The sequence below is a fragment of the Protofrankia sp. BMG5.30 genome (genome assembly GCF_001983005.1).
In the GTDB taxonomy this organism is placed as follows: Bacteria; Actinomycetota; Actinomycetes; order Frankiales; family Frankiaceae; genus Protofrankia; species Protofrankia coriariae.
Genome location: NZ_MOME01000006.1, coordinates 1 through 18798, shown reverse-complemented (window position 1 = coordinate 18798; position 18798 = coordinate 1). Strand labels below are relative to the sequence as shown.

The 18798-nt window shown below is 69.2% G+C and carries 18 protein-coding genes; 7 read left to right on the top strand and 11 right to left on the bottom strand.

Annotated features, from left to right (window positions below; all coding sequences use genetic code 11):
* Nucleotides 1-6 precede the first annotated feature (6 nt).
* The 9 genes from BL254_RS03235 to BL254_RS03195 all read right to left on the bottom strand — a co-directional run bounded on the left by BL254_RS03235 (nucleotide 7) and on the right by BL254_RS03195 (nucleotide 9652).
* Nucleotides 7-1131 (bottom strand): beta-ketoacyl synthase N-terminal-like domain-containing protein, encoded by a 1125-nt coding sequence (locus tag BL254_RS03235; RefSeq protein ID WP_200902344.1) that lies wholly within the window; start codon nucleotides 1129-1131, stop codon nucleotides 7-9.
* On the bottom strand, nucleotides 1128-2102 hold the full coding sequence (locus BL254_RS03230; protein WP_047222043.1) for a thioesterase family protein: 975 nt from the start codon (nucleotides 2100-2102) through the stop codon (nucleotides 1128-1130). The genes BL254_RS03235 and BL254_RS03230 overlap by 4 nt, the downstream gene beginning before the upstream one ends.
* Complete coding sequence (locus tag BL254_RS03225) at nucleotides 2099-2881, bottom strand: alpha/beta fold hydrolase (RefSeq protein ID WP_047222044.1); 783 nt, start codon at nucleotides 2879-2881, stop codon at nucleotides 2099-2101. The genes BL254_RS03230 and BL254_RS03225 overlap by 4 nt, the downstream gene beginning before the upstream one ends.
* Nucleotides 2878-4146 carry a beta-ketoacyl synthase gene (locus tag BL254_RS03220; protein WP_083730803.1) on the bottom strand — a complete coding sequence of 423 codons (1269 nt, stop codon included), beginning with the start codon at nucleotides 4144-4146 and terminating at the stop codon, nucleotides 2878-2880. Before BL254_RS03220 ends, BL254_RS03225 begins: the two co-directional genes overlap by 4 nt.
* Before the next feature lie 3 nt (nucleotides 4147-4149).
* Complete coding sequence (locus BL254_RS03215) at nucleotides 4150-4419, bottom strand: acyl carrier protein (protein ID WP_047222045.1); 270 nt, start codon at nucleotides 4417-4419, stop codon at nucleotides 4150-4152.
* 252 nt (nucleotides 4420-4671) lie between these two features.
* The gene (locus BL254_RS03210) at nucleotides 4672-5430 is read right to left on the bottom strand and encodes an AfsR/SARP family transcriptional regulator (RefSeq protein WP_083730802.1); all 759 of its coding nucleotides are present in this window, start codon (nucleotides 5428-5430) and stop codon (nucleotides 4672-4674) included.
* A 754-nt stretch (nucleotides 5431-6184) separates the two neighbouring features.
* Nucleotides 6185-6544 (bottom strand): hypothetical protein, encoded by a 360-nt coding sequence (locus tag BL254_RS03205; RefSeq protein WP_047222046.1) that lies wholly within the window; start codon nucleotides 6542-6544, stop codon nucleotides 6185-6187.
* A gap of 71 nt (nucleotides 6545-6615) precedes the next feature.
* Nucleotides 6616-7818 carry a YncE family protein gene (locus BL254_RS03200; protein ID WP_047222047.1) on the bottom strand — a complete coding sequence of 401 codons (1203 nt, stop codon included), beginning with the start codon at nucleotides 7816-7818 and terminating at the stop codon, nucleotides 6616-6618.
* A gap of 319 nt (nucleotides 7819-8137) precedes the next feature.
* A complete protein-coding gene (locus tag BL254_RS03195) occupies nucleotides 8138-9652 on the bottom strand; it encodes an MFS transporter (RefSeq protein WP_047222048.1) in 1515 nt (504 codons plus the stop codon).
* Between the two features lie 70 nt (nucleotides 9653-9722).
* Here BL254_RS03195 and BL254_RS03190 point away from each other — a divergent pair, with 70 nt between their 5' ends.
* From BL254_RS03190 to BL254_RS03180, 3 genes are all read left to right on the top strand, one after another.
* On the top strand, nucleotides 9723-10157 hold the full coding sequence (locus tag BL254_RS03190) for a MarR family winged helix-turn-helix transcriptional regulator (RefSeq protein WP_076842478.1): 435 nt from the start codon (nucleotides 9723-9725) through the stop codon (nucleotides 10155-10157).
* Nucleotides 10158-10398: 241 nt separating this feature from the next.
* The gene (locus BL254_RS03185; RefSeq protein ID WP_047222050.1) at nucleotides 10399-11874 is read left to right on the top strand and encodes an MFS transporter; all 1476 of its coding nucleotides are present in this window, start codon (nucleotides 10399-10401) and stop codon (nucleotides 11872-11874) included.
* A 65-nt stretch (nucleotides 11875-11939) separates the two neighbouring features.
* A complete protein-coding gene (locus BL254_RS03180; protein WP_047222163.1) occupies nucleotides 11940-12596 on the top strand; it encodes a TetR/AcrR family transcriptional regulator in 657 nt (218 codons plus the stop codon).
* A 62-nt stretch (nucleotides 12597-12658) separates the two neighbouring features.
* On the opposite strand, the gene BL254_RS03175 is transcribed toward BL254_RS03180, so the two are convergent.
* Nucleotides 12659-14158 (bottom strand): MDR family MFS transporter, encoded by a 1500-nt coding sequence (locus BL254_RS03175; RefSeq protein ID WP_235433343.1) that lies wholly within the window; start codon nucleotides 14156-14158, stop codon nucleotides 12659-12661.
* A gap of 370 nt (nucleotides 14159-14528) precedes the next feature.
* Between BL254_RS03175 and BL254_RS03170 the strand changes: the two genes are divergently transcribed.
* Entirely contained in the window at nucleotides 14529-15395 is an 867-nt protein-coding gene (locus tag BL254_RS03170; RefSeq protein WP_076842476.1) for a TetR/AcrR family transcriptional regulator, read from the top strand.
* A gap of 31 nt (nucleotides 15396-15426) precedes the next feature.
* On the opposite strand, the gene BL254_RS03165 is transcribed toward BL254_RS03170, so the two are convergent.
* Nucleotides 15427-16068: a TetR/AcrR family transcriptional regulator gene (locus BL254_RS03165; RefSeq protein ID WP_076842475.1), complete on the bottom strand. Its 642-nt coding sequence runs from the start codon at nucleotides 16066-16068 to the stop codon at nucleotides 15427-15429.
* Between the two features lie 167 nt (nucleotides 16069-16235).
* Here BL254_RS03165 and BL254_RS03160 point away from each other — a divergent pair, with 167 nt between their 5' ends.
* From BL254_RS03160 to BL254_RS03150, 3 genes are all read left to right on the top strand, one after another.
* Nucleotides 16236-16964, top strand: coding sequence for an amino acid ABC transporter ATP-binding protein (locus BL254_RS03160; RefSeq protein WP_175648276.1), 729 nt, complete (start codon nucleotides 16236-16238; stop codon nucleotides 16962-16964).
* A gap of 61 nt (nucleotides 16965-17025) precedes the next feature.
* Nucleotides 17026-17955: a glutamate ABC transporter substrate-binding protein gene (locus tag BL254_RS03155; RefSeq protein ID WP_254857759.1), complete on the top strand. Its 930-nt coding sequence runs from the start codon at nucleotides 17026-17028 to the stop codon at nucleotides 17953-17955.
* Between the two features lie 105 nt (nucleotides 17956-18060).
* Nucleotides 18061-18711 (top strand): amino acid ABC transporter permease, encoded by a 651-nt coding sequence (locus BL254_RS03150; protein ID WP_047222053.1) that lies wholly within the window; start codon nucleotides 18061-18063, stop codon nucleotides 18709-18711.
* Nucleotides 18712-18798: the final 87 nt, after the last annotated feature.

Sequence of the window (18798 nt, the reverse complement as noted above, 5' to 3'; positions counted from 1 at the left end):
GCGCACTCACGACCGCGCCACCGACAGCAGTGCGCAGCCCACCGTCGCGCCGTCCGGGTCGACCCCGGTGACCAACGCCAGATCTCCCGGCTCGGCCACGGCCAGCGCCGTGGCCAGCTGGAAGCTGGTCGCCGCCGCCGAGGTGTCACCGATCAGCCGCCGACAGCTCACCCAGCGCGCTCCGTCGCCGCCGAGCGCGTCGCGTACCGCGGCCCGCTCCACCGCGCCGAACTCACCGCCATCGTCCACTCCGGACACGATCCGAACGGACTCCGGCGCCGCGCCGGCCGAGGCGAGCGCACCGCGCACGCACCCGGCCAGCGCCGTGCCGGCGTCGGCCGGGGCGCCGAACGCGCCGAACCTGATGGCCAGCACCGCGGCCAGGGGGGTCCGGCCGGCCTCGGTCGCGCCGCGCGCCGACTCCAACAGCACCGCGGCTCCGCCCTCACCGAGGGCGCCGGTGCCGCTGACACCACCCCTGGCGTGAAACTCCAACCAGGCCCGCTGCCGCGAGTACTCCTCGACAGAACCGCACAGCGCCCGGGCGCACCGGCCGGCCCGGTAGATCCTGGCCGCGTAGCTCAGTGCGAGCAGGCCGGTCAGCCAGCCACCGGAGATCGTGGTGTTCGGTCCCCTGATTCCGTGCCAGATCGCGCTCTGCCCGGCAGCCCGGTTCATCACCGTGTTGGGAAACTGTGCCGGGTCGACATGGTAGGGCTTCTCGCCGGTGAGCGAGTCCCTCGTGAAGTCCATGATGGACTGCACGCTGCCATGCCCGGTGCCGAGAACCAGGCCGACCTGCTCCGGCTGTCCGGTGACCGCGGCCCCCGCCTCGATGATCAGCTCGCGTACCGTGGTGACCGCGATGGCGGTGGCCCGGTCCATCGACCGGGTGCCCTTGTTGCCCAGCGCGCCGGCCGCGGTGAATCCGGGTATCAGCCCGGCCACGGCGTACGGGCCGGGCAGCCACGCCTCGCCCAGCGCGCCGGTCGCGGGCCGGCCGGCTCGTACGCCATCGTCGAACGCGGCTCGGCCGACCCCGTACGGGGACACCGCGGTATAGGCGGATATCACGAGCTGCCCGGCGCTCCTGACCAGCGTGCCCGGTGTGGACGGCTCCGCAGTGGTCACGCCGATCCCCTGCCGCTGCGCGAGCCGGGCTTGCCGGCGAGCGCGTCGGCCAGCCGGTCGTCGAAGTCGACGAGGCTCCAGTCCCGCCGGTTTCTGATCACTGCCCARCCGTGGGTGATCCGGCCGGTCGCGGTGGGCACCAGCGTGCCGTCGCGCAGCACGTAGGAATCCGTCCGCGCGGTGAAGGTGTAGCGCTTGAACACGTTCTCCACGGTGAAAACCGTGTACAGCTCCTCCTCCATGTTCGCCTCACCGACGAAGGTGATTCGGGAGTGTGGCACCACCGGGATCCAGTTCTGCTCGTCGAGCAGCTTCTTGATCGACACGCCGCGGTCGGCGACGAACAGGTCGAGGGTCTCCTCCATCTGGCGCAGGTAGCCGGACATCTGCACACGCTCGGTGAAGTGGCAGTAGAAGTACGGCATCCGCCACACCCAGGCGTAGGCGTTGCGCCCCGCGGTCAGCGTGTCCAGCGGGTCGGCGCCGTTCAGGACGATCGGCTCGATGAGACCGCCACGGCCAAGCGCGGTGACCACGTAGGGCGCCAGCGCGGCCGGCACCTGCTCGGCCGGCCAGCCCCTCGGGTCCAGCCGCAGTGACACGGTCACCTTCGACTTCACCGCCCTGACCACCGCTCCGTCACGCACCACGCTCAGCTCGACGGCGAGGCGCAGCCCCGGTCCGTCGCCGGCCGCCTCCCGCACGGTGGCATCGGCCACGTCGTCGATGTGGAACGCGGTGAGGATCTTGGTATCCAGGTCGACGATGTCCACGCACAGGCCGTAGCGCTCGTACAGCTCGCCGGCTGGAAAACCTCGCTGCCGGAAGTGGTCGAGTACCGCTTCCTCGACCATGTAGTTGACATGCTTGAACCCGATCCAGGTGCAGATGTTCGAGCCCTCGTAGCGGGGCCTGATCTGCACGCTGGTGGACACGCTGGTGGAATGGTCGGCCACGGTGGTCGGGGTCACGTCAGCTCCAGGTGTGGGTCGTCGGGTACTCGAATGTGCGTGCAACCGCTGACCAGCCGCGCCACCCGGTCCGGCTGTTCCAGCATGGGAAAGTGGCCGCAGTCGGCGAACAGGGTGAACCGGCCGTCGGGCAGGGCCGCGGCCAGCCGGCGCCCGTCGTCCGGCCGCGCCGCGATGTCGCGGTCTCCTGTGATCACCAACGCCGGGACGCGCACCGCGGACAGGTCGAGGAACGGGGTGCGCAGATACTGCTGGAACCAGCGCATCCAGCCGTAGGGGCCGACCTGTTCACGCATCTGGCCGGCCATCCACGCCCTGCGCCGCTCGGAGAACCGCGCGGTCTCGCCGAGCCGCAGCGCCTCCTCGAACATCAGATGGAAATCGTTGAGGTAATGGGAGATCGCCGTCCAGTCGAAGTCCTGTGTCGACGGCCGGTAGAACGGGCTGATCAGGACGACGGCCGACGGGTCCAGCCGCCGCGCGGCCAGCGCCTCGAGCAGGACACCGGCCGAGTACGAGTGGGCGACCACCACGTCGAACGGGCGACCGGCCGCACCGGCCGCCACGGTGCTCACCAGCGCGTCGTCGCAGTCGTCCCGGTGGCTCCAGGTGCCGTCGGCCAGCGCGTGCCACGGCAGCTCGGCGTCCCAGGGCTCCACCTCGTCGCCGAGGCGGTCGACCACCTGGTCCCACACGGCCGGCCGGCCCGCGAGTCCGTGCAGGAACAGGATTCTGACCGCGTCCGACCGGGTGGCCGGACGCCGGCAGACCAGGCTCACACCAGCTCCCGGTACCTGCCGAGCACCAGCACCGCGTTGTTCCCGGCGAACGCGAGCGCGTTGTTCTGGACCACGTTCAGCTCGGCCTCGCGYGCCTGGTTCGGCACACAGTCCAGTGCGCACTCCGGGTCGGTCTCGTTGTGGTTGACGGTCGGCGGGATGAAGCTCTCGTGCAGGGCGAGGGCGCACGCGGCCGAGGCGAGCGCGCTGGCCGCGCCCATGCTGTGCCCGAGCATCGACTTGATCGAGACGGTCGGCGGCGGAGCGTCGAACACCTGCCGGATCGCCCCGACCTCGGTGGTGTCGTTGGCCTTGGTCCCGGTGCCGTGCGCGGAGATGAAGTCGACCTCCTCCGGCTTGATGCCGGCGTTGCGGTGGGCCAGCTCCATGCACCTGGCCAGGCTGTCCTGATCCGGCGCCACGGGGTGGTGCGCGTCGCAGTTGAGGCCGTAGCCAAGCACTCTGGCGTAGATTCGCGCGCCGCGGGCCCGCGCCGAGGCCAGGCTCTCCATGACCAGGATGCCGGCGCCCTCGCCGGTGAGGATGCCCTTGCGGTCCCGGTCGAACGGCTGGCACACCTGTGGCGCAATCGTGCCGAGCCGGTAGAACCCGGTGAAGGTCTTGCGGCACACCGCGTCCGCGCCGCCGCACAGCGCAACGTCCACATCCCCGCCGCGGATCGCGTCGAACCCGTAGCCGATGGCGTAGTTGCCGGCCGCGCACGCCGTGGGGATGGTCACCGCCTCCACGTCGGTCAGGCCGAGCTCACGGACCACGCTGGTGGCCAACCGGCTGGCGGGATACCGGCGAGCCATGGTGGTGTCCAGYGATTCCGGACCGTGCCGGAGCTGGTGGCCGGTCAGCGTGTCCAGGTCGTGCGACTCGCCGTCGGTGGTGCCCACCGAGACCAGCGTCCGCCGACCGCGCAGCTCGTCGGACGCCAGCCCGGCGTCGGCCACCGCCATCCTGGCCGCGGCCACGGAGAACTGGCTCGCACGGCCGACCTCGGCGATGTCGATGCGCTCGATCCACTCCGCCGGATCGAAGTCGGTGACCTCACACCCGTTTGCGTACGCGAACCCGCTCACGTCAAACGCGGTGATCGGCTTGACCCCGCTGCGCCCAGTGAGCAGACCGGCCAGGAAGTCGGCAACGCCGATGCCGATGCTGGTTACCACACCCAGTCCGGTGATCACCACGTCGTGCTGCTCGTCCACCGCGTTCACMGTGTCCTCCAAGTCCTCGTCACTGGCCGGTGGGGTCATCGGCTACCGCCTGGCCGCGGCCTCGTCGACCACCGCGATGACGCTCTCCAGGTTGACCATCCTGACCAGCTCGGCCTGGTCGATCTCCACATCGAAGGTCCGTTCCAGCGCGGAGAGGATCTCGATGGCGCCCAGCGAGTCGGCTCCGTGGTCCTCCTTGAACCGACTGCTAGCGGTTATTTCCGACGGTTCGATCTCCAGGATTTCGCAGACGATTTCCTTGATTTTCTCGTAGCGCTCGTCGGTTGTCACAGCAAAGTCGGCCGTGGTCATTTTCTTCCTCCTGTTTCAGGCTTGGAGAGCTGTTTCGATCAATCGGACAACGCGCCGCCGAAACACGTTCTCCCGTGTTCGGGCGACGACCCGGTCGCCCGGGGCGCACGGTCCGGAGCCATCGGCCGGAATCGCGGCGTGTGTCTCACGCGGCCGGGTGCCAGGGTCGATGCCAAGTTTGTCGGCCAGCCGCCTGCCGATCACATCCGACAGCGCAACTCCGTGTGCGGTGTCGGCCGCTTCTCTCCCCGGCTAGCCGAGCATCCGGTCCTGAACGAGAATCGCCTGGTAAAGCTGGCGCAGCGCACGGCCGGGTTCCAGCCCGAGTTCGTTGGCGAGTCGCTTGCGGGCGTGATGGAAGACTTCGAGCGCCTCGATCTGCCGCCCGTCGCGGTAGAGCGCGAGCATGAGCTGTTCACTGAACCGCTCCCGCTCCGGATGCTCGGCGGTGAGCTGGCGTAGTTCAGATACCACACCGCGCTCGGCGCCTACCGCCAGCTTGGCCGCGATCAGGTCCTCGCGAGCTCCCAGCCTGCGCTCATCCAGCCTGGCCGCCTCGATTCGACAGCGCAACCCGTCGCACACGTCGAACAGGGCGGGCCCGCGCCACAGCCGCAGCGCCTCCTCCAGCAGCTCGATGGCCTCGTCCGGACGGTTTCTCCCCTTGACCGACCCTCGTTTGGCCRGGGAGAGAAACCGATGGGCGTCAACGGAGTCCGCCGGCACGACAAGTTGGTAGCCGCCGCCGACCGTGCGCACCAACTCGTCGCCGGGGCGGCCGGTTACCAGTTCCAGAAGCTTGCGCAGACGCAGTATGTTGGCCTGCAGGGCATTACGTGCGTTGCCAATTGGCTTGTCCGCCCAGATCTCGTCGACGAGCTGGTCGAACGGTACCGCCGTACCCGGCGACAGTGCGAGCAGTGCGAGCACGGTACGCACTCGCCGCGAGGCGATCGAGGTCCGCTGGTCGCCGGCGACGAGAACCAGCGAACCAAGAATCTGAATCTCCATGCCAGTGTGCCCCCATCCCGAAGGACAAACCCGGTTGGATCTGCAAGAAGTCTCTGGCGGAGTATTTCTGGCCGGCCACCGCCGCCCGACATGAGGAAATCCCTGACCATCCGTCGGGGCAAGGCTAGCCAACTGATCTCCAGCACGTCTAATATCATCCGACCACGACTGGTTATACCTGCCGTGATATGGGGTAATTCCAGTGAAACGCCACGGTAACCCGCGTCAAACCCATAGATCAAATACTACCCGGAGTAACCGACGACAGAAGTCGTTCGAGGCGGCGAATTATGAGACGATCCTCCAACGATAGACGCTCCCGCCATCCCGGGCCAGACAACGGACAGTAGCGAAGATAGCGGCCAGGTAGCCGTAGAAGTCGATGACGACACCGTTATTCGTGGTACAGCCTGCCGTAACCGTTCATTCATTCACGGGCGTATTTGTATACCCGACGTTTACCGACCTGGAGCAGGGACCGGCACGCGGAACCGCTCCCAGAAGGATTCGAGCGGGACGGGCAGGCCACGGGGACAGGATCTTCGACAGTCACAGAGTGTCGAGAATTCGATGATCAGTGGATTTCGCCTGTCCCGCGTCAGGCGCTCGTCAGGTCTCCGTCGCTGGTTGCTCTCATCTTGCCGTCTGATCCTTTTTAGTCACGTTTCGTAACTGATGGCGCGCTGGGTTGCTGTCAGGCGCAGCCGCGGGGCCCAGCCGTTCAGGCCTGGCCCCGGAGCCGGGGCCGCACACGTCAGGCGTGAATCAGGCGTTCCGCGTGATCGGCTTCTTCCGGCGCGACCTTGCTGTGCCGGGTGGCGCGTAGCTGCCATCGGCTGGTGGCGCCGTCCGGGCCTCGCAGGTGGCCTCCGGCCAGGGCGGTGTCGATGCGGTGCCGGACAGCGCCTTCGTCTTCCGGGTCGGCCGCGAACAGGATTCGCAGGTGCACCTCGCCGTCCGCCCGGGTCGCCTCGCTGTGATGCGGCGCGAGCGGGCACGGCGGCTCGTGATCCCAGCTACCGCACAACGCCACCGTGACGGCCGCGCCCGGCGCCCGTATATCGGCCTCGGACGCCAGGACGAGGACCGCATCATGAGCGAATGCCTGACGCATGGAGCACATGGCATCCAGTGTGGTCGGCCCGGCCCGGTGCGGGTTCCGGGTGGGCTCGGGCGTGGGCCGCGTCAGCGGAGGATGCCGGTGTGGCCGAGGGAGTAGCGGCCGGGCTGGGGCCAGACGCAGGCGCCGTGCGGGCCCGGGCCGACCCTGATCCGGGCCAGCAGGCTCCCGTCCCTGGTGGAAATCGCGTAGACCTCGCCGTTGTAGCGGCCGGTCAGCCACAGCACCGACCCGTCGGCGGACACCCCGCCCATGTCCGGGCTGCCGCCGTCGGGAAGCTGCCATTTCTGCCGGACCTGGCGGGTCGCGAAATCGATGACGGAGATGGAGCCCTCGCCGCGGTTCGACGCGTACATCACGGTCGCGTCCCGGCTCGGGTAAAGGCCGTGCACGCCCTTGCCCGTCGCCAGAAAACCAACCTTCTGGAAGCGCACCGGGTCGATGATGTGCAGGCCGTCCGCCATCATGTCGGCGATGTAGAGCAGCTCGCCCCGCGGGTCGAGTTTGATGTCCTGCGGCATGCCACCGACCGTCAGGTAGCCGACGACCGAAAGCGTCCGCAGGTCGACCTTGACCAGCTTGCCGGAGAACTCGCAGGTGGCCACGAAGAACGAGTCGTCGGCGGCGAAGTCGACATGGTCGACGCCGGGGCAGTCGACCTTCACCTGGGTGCGCAGCTCCCAGGTTTTCGGGTCGTAGAAGTCCAGTCGCTGCAGCGCCTCGGCGACGACGACCGCATATTTCCCGTCCGGGGTGAAATACATGTTGTATGGGTCGGCGACGGGGATGTTCGACCCTTTTATCTTCCCGGTGACCGGGTCGAGCGGGGTGAGGCTGTTACCCGCGTTGTTGGTCACGTACAACGTCGACAGGTCCCACGACGGGACGACGTGCTGCGGATTACGGCCGGTCACGAAATGGTCGACCACCTTGAAGGTCGTCGGGTCGATCACGTCCACGGTGTCGCTGTCGCTGTTCGGGACGTAGACGAGTTGCCTGGCCCCGCGGACGGCCGGGCTGAGCTGGTTCGCCCCGGCGGCGGCGTACACGTTCACCGGTTCGGCCCCGCTACCCCCGCCGGCGGCGGCCGACGGCGACAACGGCGACGACGGCGGGGTTCCCGGCAGCCCCGAAGCCCTCACCGGAGGCAGGGCGGGCCCGGACGGCCCGGCTTCCTCACCACAGGCCGCGACTACCCCGAGCCACAACGCGGCGATAACCACCAGGCGCACTGCCCGTGACGATCGGGCGTCGCGGTACGTCCACACAGGGCATGCTCCGATTCCGGCGGGTTCGGGGAGGACAAGCGTAGGGGCGTCCGTCTTGGTGACACTCGGCCGCATAGGGAGGCTATCCAGCCAGGAAGGTGCGGATGGACAGCACCCCATCACGGAAAGTTGTCAAATCCGCCGATTCCGTGTGGATCCGTACATTCCAGCGCCACGTCCAGGGCCGCGCACGGGCCATTTCCGCTACTGATGGTGATTGCGCTCGGCGGGGCGGCGGGGACACGAGCCCGCTGTACGGCGTCGCCGCTCCGACCGGCCTCGGCCGGCGCCTTCTCGTGGGCGACGTGCGCGGCGCCCGTCAGCGGCTCCGCGCCGACTGCCCGGGCAGGACAGCTCCGTCGGCCGGCTGGCTCGGGACGTCCACGACTTCCCGCCTGCTCCGGGGAGCGCGCAGCACGGTGACGGCGAGCAGGAGGCCGAACGCCACGCATCCCGCGCCGGTGAGCACCCCGAGACGGCAGCCGCCGGTGAACGCGGCAAGCTGGCTGTGGCCGTCGGCCAGGAGGCTGGCCGTCCGGTTGCTGGACAGTGTCCCCAGCGCGGCCAGGCCGACCGCGGCGGAGATCTGCATGGAGACGTTGACGATCCCCGAGGCCAGGCCGGCGTCGGCGGGCGCGACCTGGGCCACGGCCATGGTCAGCAGGGGCATGAAGACCGCGCCGGTCCCCAGCCCGACCAGGACGAAGGCGAAGAAGAGCCCCGGGAAGTAGTCGACGTGCTCGCCCCCGAGCGACCAGGCGAGCAGCAGCAGTCCGGCGATCATGGAAATCAGCCCGGAGACGAGAACCCGCTCGGGCCCCCAGGCGGACACGAGCCGGGCGGTGATCCCCATGGAGAGCACGGCCACCATGACGGTCTGTGGCAGAAACGCAAGCCCCGTGTGGACGGCGTCGTACCCGAGGGCCTGTTCCAGGTACAGCGCCCCGAAGAAGAACACCCCGTACATGCCGGCGGCCACGACCGCGCGTACGGCGCTGGAACCGATGAGGCTRCGCAGCCGCAGGATCCGTATCGGAACGAGCGGGTTCGACGTGTGTGACTCCCGGACGGCGAACGCGCCGAGCAGCGCGACCGTGACCGCGCCGAGGCCAAGGGTGTGCCCCGACAGCCAACCGTACTCGGCCGCCTGCACGATGGCGTCGATGCCGATCAGCACCGCCGCGGTGACCAGAACGGCACCTGGCAGGTCGGCCCCCTGCCGCAGGCCGCTGCCGGGACGTTCGGAGATGAACGCGGCCGCGGCCGGCAACGCGAGCAGGCCGATCGGGATGTTGATAACGAAGATCCAGTGCCAGCCCAGAGCCTGCGTGAGGGCACCGCCGAGCAGCAGGCCGAGCGAGCCGCCGCTGACGGTGACAAGCAGGTAGACGCTCATCGCCCGGGCCCGCTCCTGCGGCTGCGGGAAGTCGGTGACGATGAACGCGAGGATGGTCGCCGACGCCAGCGCCCCGCCCAGGCCCTGCGCGAAACGGGCGGCGATCAGGAACGCCTGCCCGTCGCTGAGCCCGCAGGCGGCCGAGGCGGCGGTGAACAGCGCTATGCCGGCGAGGAAGACCTTCTTCCGGCCGACGAGGTCACCAAGCCGGCCGGCGACCAGCAGGAAGCTGCCGTAACTGATCATGTAGGCGTTGACGACCCAGGTGAGGTTGGCCTGGCTGAAGTGCAGATCGTTCTGGATGACCGGCAGCGCGACGTTCACCACGCTGGAGTCAAGAATGATCATTAGTTGCGCCGTGAGGGCGACCAGCAGGGCGAGCCATCGCCGCCGCGAACGGGAGAGCGTGACCGGAGCCGGAACGATGATGTCGCTCATGGAATAGTCACTATATCGTTGATTATCAAAGAAGCAATATTGACCCCGCAATGATAAGATCGTTGGAATCATGAGCGTCGCCGCAACCACCTCAGGGTCGATCGTCCTGTTGACACGCCTCGCCCGGCGCGTGTACYGGGAGGCCACCGACGACGTGCTCGGCATGACGCTCAAGCAGTTCGTGGCCCTCAACCATCTCGGCGAGGACACCGGCGTCCCCCAGCGGCAGCTCGGCGACGTGCTGTGCCTGGACGCGAACAACCTCGTGCTGCTCCTCAACGAGGTCGAGCGCCTGGGCTGGGTGGAACGCCGGCGCGACCCGGCCGACCGCCGGCGCCACCTTGTGTATCGCACACCCGCCGGCAGCGGCGCCATCATGGCCGCCGAACGCGGGATGGACGCCGTCGAGGACAGGATCCTCGACACACTCAGCCCCCAGGAACGCGCAACCCTGCGCCTCCTGCTCGCCGCCGCGCTGGCGGAGGGTACGCCGTCCCACGACTGACGGCGACCACACGCGATCGACCGTGATCGGTCGAGGCTGGTCAGCAACCAGTACACCAGCCACGACACCGGACAAGGCGTGAGACGGCCACGCGTGGCGCCTTCGGCGAGCCGCGACGGTCTCGACCACCAGCGGCCGGGCCGACTCCGGGCCGCCGGGTGACCGGCCAGTTAAACGGAAGCAAGCTCCGCTTAACTGTTACGATCCGGAGGGCAATTCCGCTTGTCCGGGACGGAGGCCCATGTCCACAGAACGCAGCGACCGGCAGGTCGCCATCACCTTTGCCGCACTTACACTCGGTACTGCCGGTTACACGCTGCTGCAGTCGATGGTGCTGCCGGCCCTACCGGTCATCCAGCGGGATCTGCACACCTCCCAGACGACGGCAACCTGGGTGCTCACCGCCTACCTGCTGTCCGCCTCGGTCGCGACACCCATCCTGGGCCGCCTCGGTGACATGTTCGGCAAGAAGAAGATGCTCGTCGTCGTCTATGCCTCGCTGACCGCCGGATCGCTGCTGGCCGCGCTGACGAGTTCGGTTGGCGTGCTCATCGTCGCCCGGGTGATCCAGGGGCTCGGCGGCGGGCTGTTCCCACTGTCCTTCGGCATCATCCGCGACGAGTTCCCGGCCCGTCGGGTGCCCGGCGCCATCGGGATGATGTCGGGGATGCTCGGCATCGGCAGCGCGTTCGGCATAGTGATCGCCGGGCCGGTGGTCGACCACCTGTCGTGGCACTGGCTGTTCTGGATCCCGCTCATCATGTCGGCGATCGCCACCCTGACAACGGCGCTGTTCATCCCGGAGTCCCCGGTGCGCAACCCGGGACGGGTCAACCTCCCGGCCGCGGCGCTGCTGTCCGGCTGGCTGGTCGCACTGCTGCTCGGGCTCAACCGGGGCAGCGCCTGGGGCTGGACGTCCGGCGGCACGCTGGCCCTGTTCGGCGCGGCCGTGGTGCTGATCGTGCTGTGGATCCAGGTGGAGGAACGCTCCGCCGTACCGCTGATCGACATGACGATGATGCGTGTCCCGGCCGTGTGGTGGACCAACGTGGCGGCACTGCTGCTCGGCGTCGGAATGTACTCGACCTTCATCGTCATCCCGCCCTTCCTGCAGGCGCCCCCGGAGGCCGGCTACGGCTTCGACGCCTCGGTCACCACCTCCGGGCTGTACATGCTGCCCAGCAGCATGGCAATGATCATCATGAGCTCCCTGATCGGCAAGATCACTGCCCGGCGTGGGGCCAAGCAGCCGCTGGTGGTGGGTTCCCTGCTGGCCTCGGTCCCGTTCCTGATGCTCTCGGTGGCGCACCACGAGCCCTGGGAGTTCTTCGTCGCCACGACCATCCAGGGCATCGGTATAGGGCTTGCGTTCTCGTCCATGTCCAACCTGATCATCGAGGCTGTTCCGCCCGCCCAGACCGGGGCCGCGACCGGAATGAACGCGAACATCCGCACGATCGGCGGATCGATCGGGAGCCAGGTCGTCACCAGCATCCTCGCCTCCGGCGCGCTGGCGAGCGGGCTGCCGAGCGAGCACGGCTACAGTGTGAGCTTCGCGGTACTGGCCGTGTCGATGGTTGCCGCCGGGGTGGCGGCCGCGATCGTGCCGGTACGCCGGCAGCCCACCGGCACCCCGGCCGCCGGGGCCGCGGCCACCAAGAGCATGGCGCTGCCCGAGCCGCGCGGCGGCGCTCCGGCGACCACACAGTCCTGGTAGCGGCTGTATTCGCCGCGTGACCCTACTACCGTGTCGTCATGAGCAGGACCGCGGAAACTTCGTCCGTGCCCGCGCCGCCAGAGGTCACGGCGCCGGAACGGCTACGCTGCGACGCGGCACGAAACCGGGAACGGGTGCTGTCCGCGGCGTCCGAGGTGTACGGCGAGCGAGGCCCCGCCTTCACCATGGAGGAGGTCGCCAGCCGCGCCGGAGTCGGTATCGGCACCGTCTACCGCCGCTTCCCGACCAAGGGGGCGCTGCTGGACGCGGTCGCCCTGCCCTACCTCGAACGCATGTTGAGCCTGGCCAGGGCCGCCGGCGAACACCGGGAACCCGGCGAGCGCCTGGAGACGTTCGTGCGGACCCTCGTGGAACGGCACGCCAGCGAGGGGAGGGGCAACAGCCGGCTGTGGGACTCGGCCCTCGGCCGGCCGTTGCGGGAGGAGATCCACCGGGTGGTGGACGGCCTGCTGGAGGCCGCCCGCAAGGCCGGTCGACTGCGCCCGGACGTCACTTACCGTGACATCTCTGTTCTGTTGTGGACGGTGACCAGCCTGGTGGACGCGACCGACCGGGTCGCGCCGATGGTGTGGCGTCGCCATCTGGACCTGCTCCTCGACGGGCTGCGCCCGGGCGGCCCACGGCCGCTGGCCACCCCACCGGTCGATGCGCAGAAGTGGGAGCGGGTGGTCACGAGCTCCGCCGCGCTGCGCCTGCACTGACARCCGGCCGGCTCAGCCTGACTGAGCCGGCCGCTGGTCAGCGCCGAGCCGGTCAGCGAGCGTTACGCTCGGCCCTTGTTCAGGCCTGGGGACGGCGTGGCCGCCGTCCGCGCGGCGCCGGGCAGCAGGCCGGCCTCGTCCATGCCCGTGGCCTGCTCCGGGGGCGCCGGCCGGACCGAGCCGCCCGAGCCGCCCGAACTGGCCGAACTGGACGTCGGCGCGGGGGCGGCCAGCCGGCCGGGCAGCAGGAAGGCGCATGGCACCGCGACGGCGGTGAGCGCCAGCGTCCACCAGAAGGTCTCCCCGAAGGCGTCCGCCAGCCCGGCCGCGTCCACCTGGGCGGATCCGCCCCGGGCGGCGATCCCGTGGGCGAGGACCACCGCGAGCACGGCGGTGCCGAGAGAGCCGCCGATCTGCTGGAAGATCCGTACCGCCGAGGTGGCGCGGGGGATCTCGTCCTGGCGCAGGCCGTGGTAGACCGCCGACATGACAGGGATCATCACCGCCGCGAGCCCGACACCGCGCAGGGCCAGGGACGCGCCGAGCAGCCACTCGCTGGTGTCGGTGCCGACCTGGGTGTGGGCGACAGTACCCAGCACGCTCAGCACCAGACCGGTCAGGACGAGCAGCCGGGTGGCACCCCGGTCGGCGAGCCGGCCGACCACGATCACAGCGATCATCATGCCGATCCCCTGTGGGGCGAGCAGCAGCCCGGCATCGACCGCGCTGCGGCCGCGGACCTGCTGTTCGTACAGCGGGAGCAGAAGCATCGCGCCGAACAGCGAGATCCCGGCGATGAACATGATCCCGGACGAGCCGGCGAAGGCGCGGCTGCGGAACATCCGCAGATCGATGATCGGTTCCACGGTGGTCACCAGGGCGTGCGCGATGAACAGGACCAGCAGGACCACGCCGACGACCAGCGGGACGATCGCCTCGACATCGCTGAAACTGCCTCTGCTGCCCGCCGCCGAGAAACCGTAGACGACCGCCGCCAGCGCCGGGGAGAGCAGCACGAACCCGCGGACGTCCAGCGGGTGCCGGCCCGGGATCCGCACGTCGGGCAGCCCCCGCCAGGCCAGCAACAGGGCGACCAGGCAGACCGGGATGTTGATGAGGAAGATCCAGCGCCAGCTCAGGTTGTCGAGGATCACGCCGCCTATCACCGGCCCCAGGATGGGCGTCACCAGGGCGGGCACAGCGACCGTGGCCATCAGCCGGCCCATCCGCTGTGGGCCGGCGGCCTGGGCGAGGAGGGTCTGCATCAGAGGCAGGAGCATGCCGCCGCCGACGCCCTGCAGCACCCGGAAGACGATCATGCTGCCGGCCGACCAGGCCACCCCGCACAGCGCCGACCCGGCGAGAAACAGTGCCAGCGACAGCATCCACATCCGCTTGCCGCCGAACCGCTCCACCGACCAGCCGGTCAGGGGGATCACCATCGCCAGGGCGAGCATGTAGCCGGTGCTGACCCACTGGATCGTCGAGATTCCGACGCCGAACGAGCGGCTCAGGGTGTCGATGGCAACGGCGACGATCGTGGTGTCCAGCTGCACGACCACCGTGCCGACCAGAATGATCCCGGCGATTCGGAGCAGCGCCGGGTCGATCCGGTCCGCTCTCGCCTGCCTCAGCTTTCGCGACTCGCTCGAATCATTCTTTTTGTTTGGCTTGTTCGCCCTGTTCTGACTGTTCGGTCCGCTCGGCTCGTTCGGTCGCCCGGAGGCGGTGGACGCCTGGGGTTCTGCCATCACGAGCCTCCGGAAATCAGGTGATATTTGGAGTGTCCTGGCGCGACGTGGACGGGCGGACACGCTGCCGTGCTTGACGATACACCGTATCGGTAGGCCGTACACCGTCTCTCAAGCGAGACGGTGTATCGATTCGTCGTACGCGGTATCGCCAGATCCGATCCGGCGATACCCTCATTGCGTGTCCTGCGAGCGCCATGCCGCGATCCAGGCGCCGACCGCCTCACAGCAGGCCGACCGGCCGCCGGTYGGCCTGCTGTGGACCCGCCTGGCCAAGGAGCAGAAGCCGGGGCTCACCCGGGACGCGATCGTCAACGCGGCGATCATGCTGGCCGACACCGAAGGGCTCGGCGCGGTCTCCATCCGTCGGGTCGCGGCGGCGCTGGGCGCCCGTCCAATGAGCCTCTACTCGCACATCCAGCGCAAGGACGACCTCTTCGAGCTGATGACCGACCAGGCCATCGCCGACGTCATCGTCCCCGAGCCGCTGCCCGCCGACTGGCGGGAGGCGCTGTGGACCATCGCCCAACGGACACGCRCTGTCACTCTACAACACCCCTGGATCGTGAAGGCCAGGGGCGCCTGGCCGCGGCTGGGTCCCAACGCCATCCGTCACATGGAGCAGTCCCTGGYCGCCGTCGCCAGCCTCGACATCGACCAGCGCCGCAAGATCTGCATCCTCAGGGCTGTGGACACCTACACGGTCGGCCACATCGTCTCCGAGCACCTGGAACAGCGCATGCCTCGGCGGGACGGCGAGAACGCCGCCGAACAGCAGCATCTGGCGCAGAGCTACCTTCGTACTCTCGTCGACACCGGCGGCTACCCCCATATCGCCGCMCTCGGTCCCGATCTCGCGTTGCTGACCGACCGCGGTGAGGCACAGCAACGGTTCGACGAGGGCCTGGAGTGGGTGCTCRCCGGCATCGCGTCCTCCCTCGAGCAGCTCCCACCCGGCACCCGCCGCCGCCCGGACACCTCCCACCCGGATGCCATGAGGGCGGGGCGGGGAAACGGCGTGAAACAGGGCCGCGCGGCGAACTCGTAGTCTCACCCGCCGCCGTCGGCGCGGTGCCGCGTCAGGGACGGCCGTCCGCCTGCCGTGATCCGTGATCCGTGATCCGCGGCAGCCCGGTCTGCAGCCCGGTCGTCATCAGCGACAGCAGACGGTCGGTCAGCTCCGCTCCCCCGGGCGTCCGCTCACCCGCCCAGGCGATCGCCGCCACCAGCGCGAACAGCTCCTCGGCTGTGACGTCCGGGCGGACGGCCGCGGACCGCTGGGCGCGGGCGAGCAGTCGCGCCGCGGCGGCGCGCATGGCGTGGCACGAGGCGTACAGATGCGAGCTCTCGTCGTGCAGCGCGGCCAGCACGGAGGCGGGCAGCCCGTGGTAGGCGACCGAGCGGGCGGCCATCTCCCGTAGCCAGCTGATCAGCGCGTCGCCCGGAGCCGGGGACGCGAGCAGTTCCTCCGCCTTCGTACGCAGGCTGTCGAAGCCGTCGCGCATCAGCGCCTCGACGAGCGCCTCCCGGGTCGGGAAGTGCCGGTAGAGCGTCCCGATCCCGACGCCGGCGCGCCGTGCGACCTCCCGCAGGGAGGCGTCGGTGCCGTGCTCGGCGAAGGCGGCACGGGCAGCGGTCAGCAACAGGTCGTAGTTGCGGCGGGCGTCCGCGCGCAGGGCCGGGTCAGCGGCCGCGGGCATGTCGCTCGTCGGCTTCGCCATGCGGTTCACCTCCCGATGGCATTCTCGCGATCGCGACAAGTCCGGGCCGACGGACCCGCAACGTTCGGCATCCGACACACCGCCCGAGTGCGCACAGTACACCTGCTACCGTTCGGCTCAACCTGACCGAAGGGCCGCACGTGACGGAGAGCACGCGGGGTAAGCCCCTGATCGTCGTRGATGGCGTTGAGAAGTCCTTCGGCGATTTCCGTGCCCTGCATGCGATCGACCTGACCGTCCACAGCGGCGAGGTGGTCGTCGTCATCGGCCCGTCGGGATCGGGCAAGTCGACGCTGTGCCGCTGCATCAACCGGCTGGAGACCATCGACGCCGGGCAGATCACGATTGACGGGCGGCAACTGCCCGAGGAGGGCCGCGCGCTCGCGCGGTTACGGGCCGAGGTGGGCATGGTCTTCCAGGCCTTCAACCTCTTCGCTCACAAGACGGCGCTGGAGAACGTCACGCTCGGGCCGACAAAGGTCCGGGGAACCCCGCGGAACGCGGCCGAGCGCCGGGGGCGGGAACTGCTCGACCGGGTGGGCGTCGGCGCGAAGGCCGGCAGCTATCCCGCCGAGCTTTCCGGCGGGCAGCAGCAGCGTGTCGCGATCGCCCGGGCGCTGGCCATGGACCCGAAGGTGATCCTCTTCGACGAACCCACCTCGGCGCTCGACCCGGAATACATCGCCGAGGTGCTCGACGTCATGGCCGAACTCGCCCGCGACGGCATGACCATGGTGGTCGTCACCCACGAGATGGGGTTCGCCCGGCGGGCCGCGGACCGGGTCGTGTTCATGGCCGACGGCGGAATTCTCGAGGAAGGCGCTCCGGCGGACTTCTTCGACAGCCCGCGGACGCAGCGGGCTCGCGACTTCCTGGCCCGTGTCCTCCCCCACTGAACCAGCCCGTGCCCCCTCCCCGCCACCCACAGCCGACATGATCCCCTCGGAAAGGATGACCATGCGGATTCCACACCTGTCGAGCAGGTCCCAGCCGCTCCAGCGGCACCCGCTACGGCGACGACGGCTGATGACGGCTGTGCTCGCCGGTGCCGTCGCGCTCGCCGCCGCCGGTTGTAGCAGTGACACGACCGGTACCGAGAACGAGACCCCGGTGAAGCCCAGCTTCGCCGCCGGCACCACGGCGGCGAAGCTCGCCGAGGCGGGGAAGGTCACCGTCGGTACCAAGTTCGACCAGCCGCTGTTCGGGCTGAAGGGCCTCGGCGGCGATGTCGAGGGATTCGACGTCGAAATCGCGAAAATCATCGCCGACGGCCTGGGAATCGACCCTGACGACATCACCTTCGTCGAGACACCGTCGGCCCAGCGGGAGGGCGCGATCCAGCAGGGCAGGGTGGACTTCATCGTCGCCACCTACACCATCAACGACAAGCGCAAGCAACTCGTCAGCTTCGCCGGTCCTTATTACCAGGCCGGCCAGGACATCATGGTGAAGAAGGACAACACCACGATCACCGGGCCGGAGTCCCTGCGCGCGGCGAACGCGAAGGTCTGCTCCGTCTCCGGGTCGACCCCGGCCGAGAAAATCAAGGAATACGCCGACGCGTCCAACATCGTGCTCTTCGACGTCTACTCCAAGTGCGCGGACGCGCTGCGTACCGGCCAGGTCGACGCCGTCACCACCGACAACGTCGTCCTGCTGGGCCTGGTGGACGCCAGTGGCGGCGCGTTCAAGATCGTCGGCAAGCCCTTCACCACCGAGCCCTACGGCATCGGCATCAAAAAGGGTGACACCGCCTTCTGCCAGTTCATCGACGAGCAGCTGACCGCCGCGGCGGCGGACGGCCGCTACGCGAAGGCCTGGGAGTCCACGGCGGGCAAGGTCGCCGGGGCCGCGCCGGCCCTGCCCACGCTCGCCACCTGCTCCTGAGCAGGATCTTCCTGGCCCGGTGCCTTCGTCACCTTTGTAACCTGCTGTTAGTTCCGTTAGTGCTGTGAGCCCGTAACCCCGAGCCAACGCCACCCCGGAGCCGCCATGGATGTCATCACCGACAACCTCGGCCTGTACGCCGACGGCCTGCTGGGAACACTGACGATCTGTGGTCTGGTCGCCGTGGCGGCGTTGCTGCTCGGGGTCGTTCTCGCGGGATTCCGGGTGTCGCCGGTGCCGCCCCTGCGCGCCGTGGGCACCGCCTACGTCACGCTGGTCCGCAACTGCCCGCTGACGATCGTCCTGTTCGCCTTCGCCTTCGGCCTGCCGGAGGTGGGGATCAACGGCTCGTACTTCGCCTTCGGGGTCACCGGGCTGACCGTCTACACCGCCGCGTTCGTCTGTGAGGCGGTACGCAGCGGAATCGGCGCGGTGGAAACAGGCCAGGCGGAGGCCGCCCGCTCGATCGGCCTCACCTTCGGCCAGTCGTTGCGGCTGGTCATCCTGCCGCAGGCGATCCGGGCGGTCATCCCTCCGCTGGGCAACGTCGGGATCGCGATGGTGAAGAACTCCGCGATCGTCGGCGCGTTCGGCGTCGGCGGCGAGCTCTACAGCGTCGCGAGCACGCTGAACGGCGCGCGGGGGGAACCCGCGTTGCCGGTCTACGCCGGGGTCGTGATCGGCTATCTCGTCATCGTCATCCCCGCCGGCCTGCTCGTGCTGGCGGCGGAGAAACGGCTGCGGGTGGCGCGGTGAGCCGCTCGGTTCTCTACGACGCCCCGGGCCCGCGGGGACGCCGGCGGATCGCTGTCGCCAGCGTTGTCGCCGGTGTCGTGCTGGTCG